This is a genomic window from Rhizobium mesoamericanum STM3625 (genome assembly GCF_000312665.1).
GTDB classification, from domain to species: Bacteria; Pseudomonadota; Alphaproteobacteria; order Rhizobiales; family Rhizobiaceae; genus Rhizobium; species Rhizobium mesoamericanum.
The window spans coordinates 3,910,990-3,927,684 of sequence record NZ_HF536772.1; the positions used below are offsets into that span (position 1 = coordinate 3,910,990).

15 protein-coding genes and 1 pseudogene are annotated in these 16,695 nt (G+C 59.8%); 10 read left to right on the forward strand and 6 right to left on the reverse strand.

Features of this window, described 5'->3' with window-relative positions; genetic code table 11:
• Positions 1-35: 35 nt before the first annotated feature.
• The 3 genes from hflK (at position 36) to BN77_RS19025 (ending at position 3,827) form a co-directional block, all read left to right on the forward strand.
• Positions 36-1,121 carry an FtsH protease activity modulator HflK gene (gene hflK, locus BN77_RS19015; protein ID WP_007534888.1) on the forward strand — a complete coding sequence of 362 codons (1,086 nt, stop codon included), beginning with the start codon at positions 36-38 and terminating at the stop codon, positions 1,119-1,121.
• A gap of 3 nt (positions 1,122-1,124) precedes the next feature.
• Positions 1,125-2,054 (forward strand): protease modulator HflC, encoded by a 930-nt coding sequence (gene hflC, locus BN77_RS19020; RefSeq protein WP_007534890.1) that lies wholly within the window; start codon positions 1,125-1,127, stop codon positions 2,052-2,054.
• A gap of 177 nt (positions 2,055-2,231) precedes the next feature.
• Entirely contained in the window at positions 2,232-3,827 is a 1,596-nt protein-coding gene (locus BN77_RS19025; protein ID WP_007534892.1) for a DegQ family serine endoprotease, read from the forward strand.
• 117 nt (positions 3,828-3,944) lie between these two features.
• On the opposite strand, the gene BN77_RS19030 is transcribed toward BN77_RS19025, so the two are convergent.
• Together BN77_RS19030 and serB are read right to left on the reverse strand one after the other, a co-directional pair.
• On the reverse strand, positions 3,945-4,511 hold the full coding sequence (locus BN77_RS19030) for a GNAT family N-acetyltransferase (protein ID WP_007534894.1): 567 nt from the start codon (positions 4,509-4,511) through the stop codon (positions 3,945-3,947).
• Entirely contained in the window at positions 4,508-5,398 is an 891-nt protein-coding gene (gene serB / locus BN77_RS19035) for a phosphoserine phosphatase SerB (protein WP_040677399.1), read from the reverse strand. Before serB ends, BN77_RS19030 begins: the two co-directional genes overlap by 4 nt.
• Between serB and miaA the strand changes: the two genes are divergently transcribed.
• Positions 5,397-6,290 carry a tRNA (adenosine(37)-N6)-dimethylallyltransferase MiaA gene (miaA, locus tag BN77_RS19040; RefSeq protein WP_040677402.1) on the forward strand — a complete coding sequence of 298 codons (894 nt, stop codon included), beginning with the start codon at positions 5,397-5,399 and terminating at the stop codon, positions 6,288-6,290. The two genes, serB and miaA, sit on opposite strands and share 2 nt — an antisense overlap.
• Positions 6,291-6,304: 14 nt before the next feature.
• On the opposite strand, the gene BN77_RS19045 is transcribed toward miaA, so the two are convergent.
• Positions 6,305-8,398 carry an ATP-binding protein gene (locus tag BN77_RS19045; RefSeq protein WP_007534900.1) on the reverse strand — a complete coding sequence of 698 codons (2,094 nt, stop codon included), beginning with the start codon at positions 8,396-8,398 and terminating at the stop codon, positions 6,305-6,307.
• Positions 8,399-8,741: 343 nt separating this feature from the next.
• On the opposite strand from BN77_RS19045, the gene BN77_RS19050 reads away from it, so the two are divergent.
• Complete coding sequence (locus BN77_RS19050) at positions 8,742-10,535, forward strand: acetolactate synthase 3 large subunit (protein WP_007534902.1); 1,794 nt, start codon at positions 8,742-8,744, stop codon at positions 10,533-10,535.
• Positions 10,536-10,561: 26 nt separating this feature from the next.
• Positions 10,562-11,134, forward strand: coding sequence for an acetolactate synthase small subunit (gene ilvN, locus BN77_RS19055; protein ID WP_007534904.1), 573 nt, complete (start codon positions 10,562-10,564; stop codon positions 11,132-11,134).
• Between the two features lie 33 nt (positions 11,135-11,167).
• On the opposite strand, the gene BN77_RS19060 is transcribed toward ilvN, so the two are convergent.
• Positions 11,168-12,016, reverse strand: a complete 849-nt coding sequence (locus BN77_RS19060) for an aldo/keto reductase (protein ID WP_007534906.1) — start codon at positions 12,014-12,016, stop codon at positions 11,168-11,170.
• A gap of 161 nt (positions 12,017-12,177) precedes the next feature.
• Here BN77_RS19060 and BN77_RS19065 point away from each other — a divergent pair, with 161 nt between their 5' ends.
• Entirely contained in the window at positions 12,178-12,771 is a 594-nt protein-coding gene (locus BN77_RS19065) for a LysE family translocator (protein WP_007534908.1), read from the forward strand.
• A 306-nt stretch (positions 12,772-13,077) separates the two neighbouring features.
• On the opposite strand, the gene BN77_RS19070 is transcribed toward BN77_RS19065, so the two are convergent.
• Both BN77_RS19070 and BN77_RS19075 read right to left on the reverse strand, forming a co-directional pair.
• Positions 13,078-13,554 carry a DUF2269 family protein gene (locus tag BN77_RS19070; protein WP_040677409.1) on the reverse strand — a complete coding sequence of 159 codons (477 nt, stop codon included), beginning with the start codon at positions 13,552-13,554 and terminating at the stop codon, positions 13,078-13,080.
• Complete coding sequence (locus tag BN77_RS19075) at positions 13,554-14,834, reverse strand: SDR family oxidoreductase (protein WP_007534912.1); 1,281 nt, start codon at positions 14,832-14,834, stop codon at positions 13,554-13,556. The genes BN77_RS19070 and BN77_RS19075 overlap by 1 nt, the downstream gene beginning before the upstream one ends.
• A gap of 67 nt (positions 14,835-14,901) precedes the next feature.
• Here BN77_RS19075 and nthA point away from each other — a divergent pair.
• The 3 genes and pseudogenes from nthA to BN77_RS19090 all read left to right on the forward strand — a co-directional run bounded on the left by nthA (position 14,902) and on the right by BN77_RS19090 (position 16,553).
• Positions 14,902-15,539: pseudogene (gene nthA, locus BN77_RS19080) on the forward strand (nitrile hydratase subunit alpha).
• Entirely contained in the window at positions 15,536-16,195 is a 660-nt protein-coding gene (gene nthB / locus BN77_RS19085) for a nitrile hydratase subunit beta (protein WP_007534919.1), read from the forward strand. The pseudogene nthA and the gene nthB overlap by 4 nt, the downstream one beginning before the upstream one ends.
• Entirely contained in the window at positions 16,182-16,553 is a 372-nt protein-coding gene (locus BN77_RS19090; RefSeq protein WP_040677411.1) for a nitrile hydratase accessory protein, read from the forward strand. The genes nthB and BN77_RS19090 overlap by 14 nt, the downstream gene beginning before the upstream one ends.
• The last annotated feature ends 142 nt before the right edge of the window (positions 16,554-16,695 follow it).

Consider the following 16,695-nt stretch of genomic DNA (forward strand, 5'->3'; position numbering starts at 1 on the left):
CGGCGATCGGGAGTTCAACGAATAACGAGGTTTTGATGCCCTGGAGCAATCAGAATGGCGGCGGCGGCCCATGGGGCGGCGGCGGTAACAATCAGGGACCATGGGGGCAAGGGCCCAATCGCCCGCGCGGCGGCGGTGGTAAGGGCGGCCCACCCGATCTGGAAGACATTATCCGGCGTGGCCAGGATCAACTTCGCAACATTGTACCCGGTGGGTTCAACGGCGGGGTTGTCGCTCTTGTCGGTATGATCCTGGTGGTGTTCTGGCTCTTCCAGTGCATCTATATCGTCCAGCCGGACGAGCGCGGCGTGGAACTGCGCTTTGGAAATCCGAAGGAAGAGATTTCAGCGCCCGGGCTGCATTTCCACCTATGGCCGATGGAAACCGTCGAAATCGTCAAGGTGACGATGCAGCAGCAGAACATCGGGGCGGCATCGACGTCCAGTTCGTCCTCGAGCGGGTTAATGCTGTCTGGCGACCAGAATATCCTGAACGTCCAGTTCTCCGTCTTTTTCACTGTTAGCGATCCAAAGGCGTATCTGTTCAACGTCGAGAATCCGGCCGAGACACTGCAACAGGTCGCCGAAAGCGCTATGCGCGAGGTTGTCGGCCGCCGCCCGGCCCAGGACGCGTTCCGTGACAATCGTCAGCCGATCGAGACCGAGGTTGCCAACATCGTGCAGGGAACCATGGATCGCTATAGGGCCGGCATCTCCATTGGCGCGGTAACAATCCAGGACGTGGCGCCGCCGCGTGAAGTTGCCGATGCCTTTGAAGAAGTGCAGCGGGCCGACCAGGACAAGCAGCGCCTCGTCGAGGAAGCCAACCAATACGCCAACCAGAAGCTCGGTCAGGCGCGTGGTGACGCCGCCCAGATTCGCGAAGCCGCCGCGGCGTATAAGAACCGCGTCGTCAAGGAAGCCGAGGGCGAGGCCCAGCGGTTTGCGTCCATCCACGAACAATACGCCAAGGCGCCCGACGTCACCCGCACGCGTCTTTTCCTCGAAACGATGGAACAGGTGCTCAAGAATTCCAAGAAAGTCGTGATCGATGAGAAGCAGGGGGTTGTTCCTTACCTGCCGCTCAACGAGATCGGCAAACAGGCACAGCAGGGAGGTTGAGCCATGACATCGAATAGGCTTCCGCTCATCCTCGGCCTCCTCGCCATCGTCCTGATTGCGCTCTACTCTTCGGTCTTCGTTGTGAACGCGCGCGAGCAGGCAATCGTCGTACGCTTCGGTCAGATCCAGTCGGTAAAGACCGAGCCTGGCATCTATTTCAAGCTGCCATTTGCCTTCATTGATGCCGACCGCGTCCAGATCGTCGAAAGGCGTGCCCTTCGCTTCGATCTCGACAACATTCGCGTCCAGGTCCGCGGTGGCGCGACTTTCGATGTCGACGCTTTCGTGGTCTATGACATCAGGGACGTGCGCAGGTTCCGCGAAACCGTATCTGGCGATCGCGAGGCAGCGGAAGCGCGCCTGCGCACGCAGCTCGATTCTTCGCTTCGCCGTGTCTACGGTCTGCGCGACTTCGATGCCGCGCTGTCGGAAGAGCGCGTGGCAATGATGCTCGAGGTTCGTGACGACCTGCATCGCGATGCCGAAGAGCTTGGTCTCAACATTCAGGACGTCCGTATTCGTCGTACGGATCTGACGCGCGAAGTTGCGCCGAAGACCTATGACCGCATGCGTGCCGAGCGTCTTGCCGAAGCTGAACTCCTGCGCGCGCAGGGTACTGAAGAAGGCCAGCGCCGCCGGGCGATCGCAGACAGGCAGGTGGTCGAGATCACCGCCGAGGCGCAACGCGATTCCGAAGTCTTGCGCGGGCAGGGCGACGCCGAGCGGAACCGGTTGTTTGCGGATGCCTTCAGCAAGGATCCCGCATTCTTCGAGTTTTATCGCTCGATGGCCGCCTATTCGACGGCTCTGACATCGCAGGACACGACGCTGGTAATTTCGCCAAACTCGCAATTCTTCCGTTTCTTCAACGACGCGAGCGGCGCGCCCCGAAACGCATCGACACCGGCGATGCCCACTGCGCCGACAAACTGATCGACGCATCGGGACCTGCAGAAACACCGAAGGGTCGGCAGCTTTGCCGACCCTTTATGCGCTGCGGTGAGACAGCGGATAGATTGAGCGGGATTTCGCGAAAAGGTGATTTCACCCTCCATCATTCCGCCTTATGCTGGTGCACAGAGTGCGTTTTATTTGAAATGAGGATGCTTGATGGCCCCGACGACCCGCCCGACCTTCAGACGATCGCTCGCTCTCCTGGCCGGCGCCGCACTTCTGGCTAACACTGGTTTCACCGGCCTAGTCCACGCGCAGGGTACGCCACCGATGAACGGGCCGGCATCCGTTGCCGATCTCGCCCAAGGGCTTCTCAATGCGGTCGTGAACATTTCCACGTCACAGAATGTCAAGGACGACGAAGGCGTTGGCCCGGCGCCGCGCGCGCCCGACGGTTCGCCCTTCCAGGAGTTCTTCAACGACTTTTTCAATAAGCAGAAGGGCAACAAGGGGGGCAACCACAACGTCAACTCGTTGGGTTCCGGCTTCGTCATCGATCCGCAAGGCTATATCGTCACCAACAATCACGTGATCGAAGGCGCCGACGATATCGAAGTCAACTTCGCCGACGGCACAAAGCTGAAGGCGAAGCTGATCGGGACCGATACGAAGACCGACCTTTCGGTGCTCAAGGTCGAGCCGAAGGCGCCGCTGACGGCTGTGAAATTCGGCGATTCCAGCGTGATGCGCATCGGCGACTGGGTCATGGCGATCGGCAATCCGTTCGGCTTCGGCGGGTCGGTGACCGTCGGCATCATTTCCGGACGCGGGCGCAACATCAACGCCGGACCTTACGACAACTTCATCCAGACGGATGCAGCCATCAACAAGGGCAATTCCGGTGGTCCGCTCTTCAACATGAAGGGCGAGGTCATCGGTATCAACACGGCGATCATTTCGCCGAGTGGCGGGTCGATCGGTATCGGTTTCTCGGTGCCGTCCGAGTTGGCTGCGGGCGTCGTCGAGCAGCTGCGCGAGTTTGGCGAGACACGCCGCGGCTGGCTTGGCGTACGCATCCAGCCAGTGACTGACGATATTGCAGATAGCCTCGGCCTTTCCAGCGCCAAGGGTGCACTTGTGGCAGGCGTCATCAAGGGTGGGCCGGTCGATGACGGCTCGATCAAGGCCGGCGATGTCATCCTGAAATTCGACGGCAAGCCGGTCAACGAGATGCGTGATTTACCGCGGGTGGTGGCTGAGAGCCCGGTGGGAAAGGAAGTCGACGTCGTCGTTCTTCGCGATGGCAAGGAGCAGACCGTGAAGGTAAAGCTCGGCCGCCTCGAAGACAGCGATCAGGCTGCTTCGAACGATGCCGAAACCAACAACAAGGGCGGCGTCATCAATCCGGATCCTGACGAGAACCAGGATATGGACGAGCCGGATGACCAGCAGAGCCAGCCAATGCCGGATGGCAAGGGTAAGTCTGATCAGGCGACACCCGATGCGGCCAATCCGAAGAACGTGCTCGGCCTATCGCTTTCGGTGCTGAGCGCCGAGACGCGCAAGACCTTCGGTATTGCCGAGAGCGTCGACGGTGTGCTCGTTGCCGAGGTTGCGCCCGGGTCTCTGGCAGCGGAGAAGGGGTTGAAGCCCGGTGACGTAATCGTCGAGGTGGCGCAGGAATTCATGCGCTCGCCAGAGGCGGTTGCTGCTAAGGTGCAGTCACTGAAGCAGGAGGGCCGGCGCAATGCCCAGATGATGATCGCATCGGCGAATGGTGACCTGCGCTTCGTGGCGGTGCCAATGGAATAGCGAGGCGAGGCCTCGTTCATCCATGTATGAACTTTTGAAGGTTTTCCAATCTCCGTGTCAACGACGATGGCAGACGGATGACATTCCTGATGCCGCTGTCGCGCATGAATATCGACGTCAGCCGCCTGTTCGCATCCACTGCTGACGGCTGATCGCATAGAGAACGTGTCGCTTCAGATGCGGATGGGTGTCGGGTACCCGGGGGTGGTCGAAGTCCCGATCCGGTTGAGGATCCAGGCCCAGTCGGCGCATGACGGCGGTGGAACGATGATTGTCGGCCACTGCGAAAGAGACGATCTCGGGAGAATTGAACTGTGTGAAGCCATGGCGAAGTGCTGCCGCTCCCGCTTCCGTTGCATATCCCTTGCCCCAGTGCCGCTTCGCCAAACGCCAGCCGACCTCGATTGTGCCTGTAGGGAGGAACGGTTCGAGATCCGGTTTCCAGAGGCCGCAAAAGCCGATCGGCTCATCGGTTTCCTTCAGGGCTACGGCGTAGAAGCCAAGCCCTGTAGTAGCAATAGCATCGCGAATAGTGTCCAGCATCGAATCCGCTTCAACGCGGCTGCGACGAAAGGCGAAGAATTCCATCACGTCAGGATCGGAATTGATCTCGTGGAAGAGCGACCGATCCTCTTCGGTCCAATTGCGCAAAACCAGGCGATCGGTTGTTAAGATCACGGTCATGGCGTTACGAAGTCGCTTTTGCGGTAGCCTTGGATATAGAGCAAGGCGCTAAGGTCGCCGTAATTGACCTGTATCTTCGCCTGCGCTGCGACTGTCGGTTTTGCGTGCAGTGCGACACCAGATCCCGCCAGCTGAAGCATACCGAGATCATTCGCGCCGTCGCCGACGGCCATGGCGTCCTCAGGTGAGATACCCAGCTTTGCTGAGATGTCGTTCAACGCATCGACCTTGGCTTGTTTGCCGAGGATAGGTTCAGCGACAAATCCGGTGAGAACGCCGTTGTCTTCCAGAAGAACATTCGCCCGGTTTTCGTCGAAGCCGAGCGTCTTTGCGATTGGGCTGGTGAAGACGGTGAAGCCGCCTGAGACCAGTGCCGTATAGTGTCCCTTGGATTTCATGGTGGCAATCAATTCCGGGCCGCCTGGCGTCAGCGTGATGCGCCTCGAAATGACCTCGTCGACGACGGAGATCGGCAGCCCCTTCAAGAGCGAGACGCGTTCACGAAGTGCCGGCTCGAAGGCGACCTCTCCATTCATGGCCCGAGCGGTGATTGCGGCGACCTTTTCCTTCAGGCCGACTTCAGCGGCAAGTTCGTCGATGCATTCCTGGCCGATCATGGTGGAGTCCATATCGGCGATCAGAAGTCTCTTGCGGCGCATCTCGGCATCCTGGACGACAAGGTCGATCGCAGCACTGCCGATGACGGCGAGAATGTTGGCGCGAGCAGCTTCCACGTCCGTGCCGTCCCGCAATGCGATATCGCAGGCTATTCCGTCAGCCAGCCAGTAGAGACCGGAAGCTGTCACCGCACCGGCTGCCTGTTCGGCAATCATAGGCGTGAGAACAGGATTTGACGGATTGGCAACAAGCGTGGCAACGAGGGCCATGATGGAAAACCTTCTGAGTGCATTGAACCCGATCCTGATAACCGGGCCGACCGCTAGCGGCAAGTCCGCGCTCGCCGTCGAATTGGCGAAAGAACACGATGGCGTCGTCATCAACGCCGATAGTATGCAGGTCTACGACACGCTGCGCCTGTTGACCGCGCGGCCCTCGGACGAAGATATGCAGGGTGTACCCCATCACCTGTACGGTCATGTTCCTGCCGGTCGCTCCTATTCGACAGGCGCATGGCTGCGTGAGGTCACGGACTTGCTGGAGCGCCTGCGTGCCGAGCGACGGAAGCCGATTTTTGTTGGCGGGACAGGCCTCTATTTCAAGGCGCTGACTGGTGGGCTTTCGGACATGCCTGCGATACCGCAGGAGGTGCGCAACAGCCTGCGCTCACGCCTGCAGGACGAGGGGCCTGAGGAACTCTATCGACGGCTTGAAGAGCGCGATCCTGCAGTTGCCCGCAGTCTCCGTCCGCAGGACGGGCAGCGGATCGTAAGGGCGCTGGAGGTCATTGAAGCGACCGGCCGATCGATCTTCGATTTTCAGGCCCAAACGGGACCCTTGATCGTCGACCCTTCGACGGCTCGCAAGATCGTCGTCGAACCGGAGCGATCAGTCCTCCATCGGCGGATCAACGGGCGGTTTGAAAAGATGCTGGAGCAGGGGGCCGAGGACGAGGTAAAGGCCCTGCTCTCGCTTTCGTTGTCGTCTGATATGCCGGTTATGAAGGCGATCGGCGTCTCGCAAATCGCAGCGATGCTGAGGGGCGAGCTCACCCGCGCCGAAGTTCTGGAGCGGGGCGCTGCAGCGACGCGACAATACGCAAAGCGGCAGATGACCTGGTTTCGCAACCAGATGGATGAAAGCTGGGAGCGTCTGGGATAGGAAGTGGCGCGACGCTAGTCTTTGTTTTTTAAGCTGCTGAGCGGCTTTTTCAGTATGCTGTCACGCAGTGACATGCCGGATTCTCGGCGAATGCTGCCCGCGACCGCAGGGTTCTCCCCTTGGGACGGTGACGGCTCGCCGCGAATTTCGCGTCTTAGAGCCTCGAGGCGACTGTCGATGGATGTTTCCGGTGTCGCTGCAGTTGAGCGTGACTCGGCCGCTAGAGGATCTCGCGGCGAGCCTGATCCAGGCAGCATATCCCGGCGATAGGGCTCGATCGGGGCAAGCGGTGGTGGTGTTGGTATATGGGCGCCCATTGGCGCCGATGGATATGAGTAGCGCGCTACCGGCCCGTCGAAGTCGTCGTCATAATCGTCTTCGTCCTCGTAGGGACCGCTCGGCGGCATCGCGGCGGAATAGCTTTGCTGAAACGCTGATATGTCGGGGCCGCTGACGGCGCGCATGCGCGTCACGATCTTGCGCAGGTCGATGTTGTCGGGATCTTCCTCGCTCACCTTCACGCTGGCGCCGTTGGCCTTCGGTAGGTAGCGTTCCTCGACGCGTGAGAAGCGCATTCGCATCGGAACGCTGATCGCTTCACCGAAGGCAATCGCCTCTCCGTTGCCGATCGAGGAAATGAAGCTGGTCGTCGAGATCGATGAGTTGGGGATCGCCGAACGGATGATTTCCTGGTCGCGATCATTGGCAAGGCGCATGGCAAAAAGCGTCGAGCACTGCGACAGGATCGTCTGATCCAGTTCGCCGGGACGCTGGGTGATGATGCCCAGTGATACGCCGTATTTGCGGCCTTCCTTGGCGATGCGGGCGATCGCCTGCCTCGTCGGGAAGAAGCCGAGATTCGGATCCGACGGAATATAGCGGTGTGCTTCTTCGCAAACGACGAGCATGTGGATGGCGCCGTCGCTCCACAATGCGATTTCAAAGGCCATGCGGCAGAGAACCGAGGCGACTGAGTTCACAACTTCGGACGGGATGCCGGATAGCTGGAAGGTGCAGATCGGCTTGCTGTCGCCGGGGATACGGAAGATTTCCGCCACCGTCTCCATGATCGTGTCGCTGATCGTATTGCTGGAGAACATGAAGTGGTAACGTGGGTCATTGATCGCGGCCAGAATGCGCATCTTCAACGATCGGAGCAGCGGCTTTTCGCTGCGGCCTTCGAGCCTGCCGATCCGTTCGTCAATTAATGCCAAAAGATCGGCCATACGGTAGGGCACCGGCGTATCGGCGGTGATCGAACTCTTTTCCGTCGTGCGCCGGACGAGAGAGCTGTCGCTCCCGCGGAAGGCGCGCTTTGCGTCCGGCAACAGGTCGCGCAGAATATCCACTTCTTCGGGAATAGGCGTTCGTCCTCTGAAGACGACTTCAGCAAATTCCTCGAGCTTCATCAACCAGAAGGGCAAATCGAGCGTATCCGTGTCGATGACAACGGAGTGCGTCGGGAAGGCGGCGGCAAATTCGTTATGTGGGTCGAGGATCAGGACGCGTAGCTTGGGGTCGGCTTCGATCGCCTTGTGCAAAAGAAGAGAGACAGCGGTCGACTTGCCGACGCCGGTCGAACCGACGATGGCGAAGTGCTTCGACAGCATGGAGGGGATGTGGATGGCGGCATCGATGCTCTCGTCCTGCGTGAGCTTGCCGATGACAGCCGTCGTTCCGCTGCCGGCGTCGTAGATGCGCATCAAGTCACTCGAGCGAATGCGGTGAGCGATGGCGCCGAGATAGGGGTAGCGCGAAATGCCAGTCGAGAACTGTTCGCGACCATCCTCGTCGACACGAACTTCACCAAGCAGTTCGGTTTCGATCTGGAAGTAGTTGTCCTCTCCTTCGCCCCAGCTGTGGCCGCCAGTGTTCATGGCGTAGACGAGTGCAACCACGCGGTTGCGACCGACGCTGATCGAAATCAGCCTTCCGACCGACCAGAGTTCCGCCAATTCCGTGCCGCCGGCTTCGGCGACGGCGGCGATGGTGGCGCGAGAGCCGCTGCACGCAACAACGCGACCGAGAAACCGGTTGCCCGGGGTCTGGTCATCGCGGCGGTCATGCTCGCCTGCCTTGCCTGACGTGTGCAAGTCCTTATTCAGCAAAGGGCAACTCCCTGCGGTAGCGAAGGAGGATATGCACGAACGTTTAAGAAAGTCTTTTTGTAACAAACGGGCCGTTGCGGACATGCTCGGCTGGTGCGATCGAGCTCGATTTTTTGTTGCGGAATGCGTTGACGATGCGAAATTTTCTGTCTATCACTTCGCCCCATGAAAATCGCAGCAGCTCTTATCGTGGTGGGAAGGCGCATGGGCAGGATGGTGTAACCATCCGGCGATAGCCACCCATGCGCTAGATGAAAGGCTCCCCAGGGGCCTTTTTTTATGCCCGAAATTCGGGCTTCCGGACCACAAAACTCAAATCCCAGCAGTCAAACGGAAAAGAAACATGACGGGCACGGACAATCAGGCAGTAGGCAATCGGATGACGGGAGCGGAGATCGTCCTCCAGGCCCTGAAGGACAACGGCGTCGAGCATATCTTTGGCTATCCGGGTGGCGCAGTGCTGCCGATCTACGACGAGATCTTCCAGCAGGACGATATCAAGCACATTCTCGTCCGCCACGAGCAGGGTGCCGGCCATGCGGCCGAAGGCTACGCCCGTTCCACCGGCAAGGTCGGCGTCATGCTCGTTACCTCGGGACCGGGCGCGACGAATGCCGTCACGCCGCTGCAGGACGCCTTGATGGATTCGATCCCGCTCGTCTGCCTGACGGGGCAGGTTCCGACCTCGCTGATCGGCTCGGATGCCTTCCAGGAGTGCGATACCGTAGGGATCACACGCCCCTGCACCAAGCACAACTGGCTAGTCAAGGATGTCAATGATCTGGCCGCGATCATCCACGAGGCCTTCCGCATCGCGCAGTCCGGCCGCCCGGGACCGGTTGTCGTCGATATTCCAAAGGACGTGCAGTTTGCGACCGGCACCTACACGCCACCGGCAGCCCACGCGATCCAGAAGAGCTACCAGCCGAAGATGCAGGGCGATCTTCACCAGATCCAGTCGGCCGTTGAGCTGATGGCGAGTGCCAAGCGCCCGGTCATCTATAGCGGCGGCGGCGTTATCAATTCCGGCCCCGAGGCCACCAAGCTGCTGCGCGAGCTGGTCGAACTGACGGACTTCCCGATCACCTCGACGCTGATGGGCCTCGGCGCCTATCCGGCATCAGGCAAGAACTGGCTGAAGATGCTCGGCATGCACGGCTCCTACGAGGCGAACATGGCGATGCATGACTGCGATGTCATGGTCTGCATCGGCGCTCGCTTCGACGATCGCATCACTGGCCGCATCAATGCCTTCTCGCCGAATTCGAAAAAGATCCACATCGACATCGACCCGTCCTCGATCAACAAGAACGTTCGCGTCGATCTCGGCATTCGCGGCGACGTCGGAAGCGTTCTGGAAGATATGGTCCGCCTGTGGCGGGCTCTGCCGAAAAAGCCGGAAAAGAGCCAGATCGCCGATTGGTGGGCCGATATCGCCCGCTGGCGCGCGCGCAACTCCTTCGCCTATACCAAGAGCAACGACGTGATCATGCCGCAATATGCGCTGGAGCGCCTCTATGCGCTGACGAAGGATCGCGACACCTATATCACGACTGAAGTCGGCCAGCACCAGATGTGGGCGGCGCAGTTTTACGGCTTCGAAAAGCCGAACCGCTGGATGACCTCGGGCGGCCTCGGCACCATGGGCTACGGCCTGCCGGGAGCGCTCGGCGTTCAGATCGCGCATCCGGAAAGCCTCGTCATCGATATTGCGGGCGACGCCTCGATCCAGATGTGCATTCAGGAAATGTCGACGGCGATCCAATATGAGGCGCCGATCAAGATCTTCATCATGAACAACCAGTACATGGGCATGGTTCGCCAGTGGCAGCAGCTGCTGCACGGCAACCGCCTGTCGAATTCCTATACGGAAGCGATGCCCGACTTCGTCAAGCTCGCGGAAGCTTACGGCGCCGTTGGCCTGCGTTGCGACAAGCCGGAAGATCTGGACGGAGCAATCCAGGAAATGATCGACGTGAAGAAGCCGGTTATTTTCGATTGCCGTGTCGCCAATCTCGCCAATTGCTTCCCGATGATCCCCTCGGGCAAGGCTCACAACGAGATGCTGCTGCCGGATGAGGCCACGGATGAGGCGGTTGCCAACGCGATCGACGCCAAGGGCCGGCAGCTCGTTTGATATCTAGGTAGAGGAAACCCACGATCATGAACGCACACCTTCAGCCGACGGGCTCTGCCTACTTCATCTCGCCCGAGACGGCGGCGGCCGAGAGCCATACGCTTTCGGTCCTCGTCGACAACGAGCCGGGCGTCCTTGCCCGCGTCATCGGCCTGTTTTCGGGCCGCGGCTACAACATCGAGAGCCTGACTGTCTCCGAAACCGAGCATCAGGCGCATCTGTCGCGAATTACCATCGTGACGCGCGGCACGCCGCACGTTCTCGAGCAGATCAAGGCGCAGCTTGAGCGCATCGTTCCGGTTCATCGGGTCGTTGATCTGACGGTACGGGCCCGCGAACTCGGTCAGGAACGTCCGATCGAGCGCGAAGTGGCACTTGTCAAGGTCGTCGGCACTGGCGAGACCCGCGCCGAGACGCTTCGGCTCGCGGATGCCTTCCATGCGAAGGTTGTCGATGCAACCATCGATCACTTTATTCTGGAGATCACCGGAAAGTCGTCGAAGATCGACCAGTTCGTGTCGATCATGAAGCCGCTCGGTCTGATCGAGGTCTGCCGTACCGGCATTGCCGCGATGAACCGTGGCCAGCAGGGCATGTAGTCACTAGGCAGGGATATGCTAGGCCGCTGGGGATCACACCATCTCCAGTGGCCTTTTTCTTACCGGCGGTGGGAAGGCTGCGTCCAGGACGGCCCAATCGCCATCGGTAATGTCGAGCGATACAGCGTCCCGGTTTTCGGCAGCGCGAGCAGTGCTCGACGTCTTCGGGACGACGATCACGCCGTCGCGTTCCAGCAGGAAAGCAAGCGCCACCTGCGCTGGCGTCGCCTGGTAGGCCTTGGCGATGCGGATCAGCTCCGGATGATGCAGGATTCGTCCCTGTTCGATCGGCGAGTAGGCCATAAGCGGGATTTGGCGCTTCTGGCACCAAGGCAGCAGATCATATTCAACCCCACGCCGCGACAGGTTGTAGAGAACCTGGTTGGTGGCGACATTGCCTCCAGCGGGAACCGTCAGCAGTTCCTCCATGTCATTGGTATCGAAATTGGAGACGCCCCAGGCGCCAATTTTGCCTGATACCTTCAGCGCTTCGAACGCTTCTACGGTCTCGGCGAGAGGATGATCACCGCGCCAGTGCAACAGATAGAGGTCAATCCGATCTGTGCCGAGGCGGGATAGGCTGCGTCCGCAGGCTTCGATCGTTCCCTTCCGGCTGGCGTTCCAAGGGTAAACCTTACTGACCAGAAAGACCTCATCCCGTCGCCCTCGAATGGCTTGACCGACGATCTTTTCCGCTCCGCCTTCTGCGTACATTTCCGCGGTATCGATCAACGTCATGCCGAGATCGAGGCCGGTGCGAAGGCTTTCGATCTCTCGCTTTGCCTCAGAAGACCTCTCTCCCATGTTCCAAGTGCCCTGGCCGATGGCCGGAACCTCTGCTCCGCCGGGAAAGCTGATGGTTGGAATGGCGTCGTCGCGCATGATGTTCATTCCGGTTTCGAATAAAGATTGCGCAGCGTCTTTGTCTTTCAACCATTTCTGTCACCATGACAATGATTGGATGGAGCCGCTGACTTAGGTCAGTTATATTGACCTAAATTAATCGGGCCCGTTCAGGCCATCGCGCGCCTCTGGGAGGTCACATGCCGCTGGATACATTTCTGGCACTCATCGTTTTTGCCTTTACCACTTCCATAACACCAGGCCCCAACAACATGATGCTTTTTGCATCCGGCGTGAATTTCGGCTTTCGTCGTACTGTTCCGCATATGCTGGGTATCGGTGCGGGGTTCTTCTCACTACTGATCGGCGTCGGATTGGGACTAGGGGTGCTGCTGCATACCGTACCGTCGTTCTATACGATGCTGAAGTTTGCCGGCGGCGCTTATCTTGCCTGGATCGCCTGGAAGATAGCGACATCGCGTACCCTTGGTGAAGGCAAAAGCGGCGTGAAGCCGATGTCGTTCCTGTCGGCAGCAGCCTTTCAGTGGGTCAATCCGAAGGCATGGGTCATGGCGGTAACCGCTATGGCGACCTACACTGTCCCTGACATCTACCTGGCGAGTGTGATGATCGTCGGCTTTGCTTTCGCGCTCGTCAACGTGCCGAGCGTTTCGACGTGGGCAGGATTCGGAGCGGCATTGCGCGACTGGTTGTCCGATCCGGTACGTCTCAAATGGTTCAACATCGCCATGGCCGTGCTTTTGGTATTGAGCCTCTGGCCGATTCTGAAATAGCCAACATCAATAGCTTGCTTTCAAATGCATTCTGCGCCTGTCCCCGCAAGGGTTAGGTCGTCGGCGGCGTCGAAGAGACATCGTCTACCTTAACGGAGGCAAGCATGGCGTGAGCCGATGTCGTTCCTGTCGGCGCAGTCTTTCCGTGGCGCAATCCGAAGGCATGGGGCATGGCCGCAACCACGATGGCAGCCTACCTCGCTCCCTGACGTCCAGCCGCGTGTTCTGACCGTCGGCTCGCTTTCGCGCTGGTCAACGTGCCGAGCGTGTCGACCTGACGGCTTGGTCCGAAGTCTCTGGCCGATGTTAAAGCCACGCGATCGTCGGTTTGTTGACCATCAGCCACAGGATGCCTCCAACCGCGAAGAATGCCGGAAATCCAAAGGCAAACCAGACACGATAAAGCCGAAAATAGGCCACCGGCAACTCCGTGCGCGCCGCGGCGGCAGCGCGGGCAAGGTTACGCATACGGATCTGGATCGCAACGACTGGCAACCAGAACAGGCCCGTAAAAACATAGAGCGCCAGCGAAAGGGCGATCCAGCCCTCTGCCAGGTCCCAGCCGATCAGTTTCGCCAGCAGATAGCCTGTCATCGGCTGGAGAATCGCTGCCGTCGCCGTAAACAGCGCATCAGCGACGACGACAGTTCCTGCGACGTGAGCGATGAGCTTCGGATCCCGGGTCCTGTGGGCGAGCACCATGAAGAAAGCGATCCCCGCGCCGGTGCCGAACAGGACTGTCGCGCCGATCACATGTGCCAGTAGCAGCAATTGTTCGAGCATCATCTCTCATCCAGAATCGCGAGGGCGGTCGACGTCAGCACTAGCGACGGCAGGACTTTGACCAAGGGGCCAAGCGGATCGGGCCACAGAGAGGGTTCGATGATCGTGGCACCGGCAAGATAGGCCAGCGAGACCAGTATCATGCCCTTCATAGCTCTGCGGGCAAACGGCCGGACAAGAACGGCCACTCCAAGCAGCATATCGATGAGGCAGGTGAAGACCGAAAGCCACGCAGCAGTGCCTTCCCGTAAGAGGGGATGGAAATGCGTGGCGACACGTTCCACGTCGAGGAGCGGCAGAAAGCCCGACAGCAGCCAAAAGAAAGACAAGCTGGCAATCATTAGCGGCTTTAAGAGATAGAGCCTGGCAAACCAAAGATCCTGCACCCCGGCCGGGTTCATGCGCAGGGTGTCGCGCGCCGAGGCTGCCGCAATCCCAGGGTTATTGCCGGTATTGGCAAAAACGCCTTCCGCCATGACGGCCATGGCAGTGGAACGCAAGGGCGAGCGCCATCCAAGGTGACCGGCGGCATCGGCAAGCCAGGTGATTGGCCGGGCGGCGATGGTGGGCAAAGCAACGACAACTGTGGAGGGCAAGCCCAGCCATTGCCGGTGGAGAGTAACGAGTTCAGCGAGGGTCAATTGCTCGGTGGACGCGAGATCCGCATCAGTGCATGATCCGAGCTGTCCCGCGACAGCTCTGCTTACCGCCGCCGCGACGTCGTCAAGGGCAACGGTTGCAACCGGACTTGTTGCATGGACCAATGGGATTCCGAAGGGCAGGGCCGCAAGGGCACGTAACAGTGCCGAACCACCGTTTGAATGCCGGCTAAGAACGAGGGCTGGGCGCAGGATCACGTGGGGCAAGCCACTTGCTGCGAGCACTTCGTCAGCCTGCCGTTTTGTTGCCAGGAATGGCAAATCGGCTGCGGCGCCACTCGTTTGTGCGGATATCTGCACGATTAAGGGGCGAGTTTGTTGTGCTGCTGCGTATAACGCCAGCATCGCCTTTCGTTGCGTCGCCGCCAGGTCGTCGGCGAGACCATCCTGCAGGGCGCCGGCGCAATTGACGACAGCGTCATAGCCTCCAATGATGGCGCTCCAGTCTTGGGCGCGCAGCATCTTTGAAAGATCGGCTTCCATCCATTTGATATCGGGAAATTTCAGACGAGCGCGCGACGGGTTGCGGCCGAGGCCTGTTACACTATGCCCGTCGGCCAGCAGGCGGGATGCCACCGCCGAACCGATAAAGCCTGTCGCGCCGAGAATCAGAATGTTCATGGCACCGAACTTAACCGAAAAGTTGCATTGGCGAGAGGACTTGGCGTAACACGTGAGCCTAAGGTAAATGCAGATTGGCGGAGGATTTCTCGTGCACCACCACGACCATGACCATGATAACCGCTATACCGACATGCAGGCTCGGGTGAGGGCGCTTGAGACAGTTCTAACGGAGAAGGGATTGATCGATCCCGCTGCCATCGACGTGATCGTGGAGACCTACGTAAAGTCGGGCCGCGCAATGGAGCGCGGGTTGTTGCCAAGGCCTGGAATAATCTGGAATTCGCCGAGTGGCTGCGGCGCGATGCCACGGCGGCGATCGCGAGCCTCGGCTATATAGGCCGCCAGGGTGAGCACATGCGTGCCGTGTTCAATACCGACGAGACGCACAATCTCGTCGTATGCACGCTTTGTTCCTGCTATCCCTGGTCGGTGCTCGGCCTGCCACCGGTCTGGTACAAGGCCCCCGCCTATCGCTCGCGGGCGGTCATCGATCCGCGCGGCGTGCTCGCCGAGTTTGGCATGACCTTGCCTGACGAGAAGAAAATCCGCGTCTGGGATTCGACGGCAGAATTGCGCTATCTCGTCGTTCCCGAGAGACCGGACGGCACCGAAGGGTGGAGCGAGGAACAGCTTGCCAATCTCGTCACCCGTGATGCGATGATCGGAACAGGTCTTGCCACTCTTCCAGGAGTTGCCCCATGAACGGCCCGCACGATCTTGGCGGTCAGATGGGTTTCGGCTCCATCGCACCAGAGAAGAACGAGCCGTATTTCCATGCGGAATGGGAAAAGCGGGCGCTCGGACTGACGCTTTCCAGCGGCGCGCTTGGCGCCTGGAATATTGACGAGAGCAGGCATGCGCGCGAAAGCATTCCGCCGGCGAGTTATCTCGCCGCAAGTTACTATGAGATTTGGACGCGGGCTCTCGAGGTGCTGCTTGAGCGGCACGGTTTCGTCACCGCCGACGAGATCACTGCTGGTCACAAAAAGACGGATGGAGCGACACCAAAGCGTGTCCTGAAGGCCGAGATGGTGGCGGGCGCGCTGGCAAAGGGTGGCCCATGTGATCGGTCGGTGACAACGCTGCCCCGCTACGGTGCCGGTGACAGGATCCGAACCAGGAATTTCAATCCGACCACGCATACGCGGCTGCCGCGTTATGCTCGTGCAAAAACCGGCATTGTCGAGGCCGTGCAGGGCTCGTTCGTCTTTCCTGACGACAATGCACATGGAAAAGGCGAAAATCCCCAATGGGTGTATACGGTCGTGTTCGACGGCAGAGAGATCTGGGGTGAGTGTGCCGACCCGACGCTCAGCGTCTCGATCGATGCTTGGGAGAGCTATCTTGAGCCAATGTGAGATCAGTTCGCCGCTCGTGCAGTCGCCGCAGTTGCCGAAGTCGCCTGATGGAGAGCCGGTGTTTCCGGAGCCTTGGGCTGCTGAAGCGTTCGCCATGACAGTTCACTTGCATGAGCGGGGCCGGTTTGGGTGGGGCGAGTGGGCAAAAACGCTATCGGCGGAACTGCACAAGCCGGGCCGGGCGGCCGACGGCAGCGACTATTTCGACTGCTGGGTCGCTGCGCTTTCGGCGCTGCTTGCCAAGCTCGGTGTCGCTGACGCCGCCGTGATCCTTGATTTACAGAAAAGCTGGCAGCGGGCGGCGGAGGCGACGCCGCATGGCAAGCCGATCGAGCTTGCGAACGATCCGCTGCGCTGACAGTCAAGAAAGGACTGCCTGTACCATTTTTCGACCTTTCTCGGCACAGCGGCGCCACTCGCCGATTGCGCCATAGCCGAGCTCGCCGTCGATCCGACGAGGGGTCTCTAGACGCGAGAGGCGTCGGCTCAATTCCCTTGCG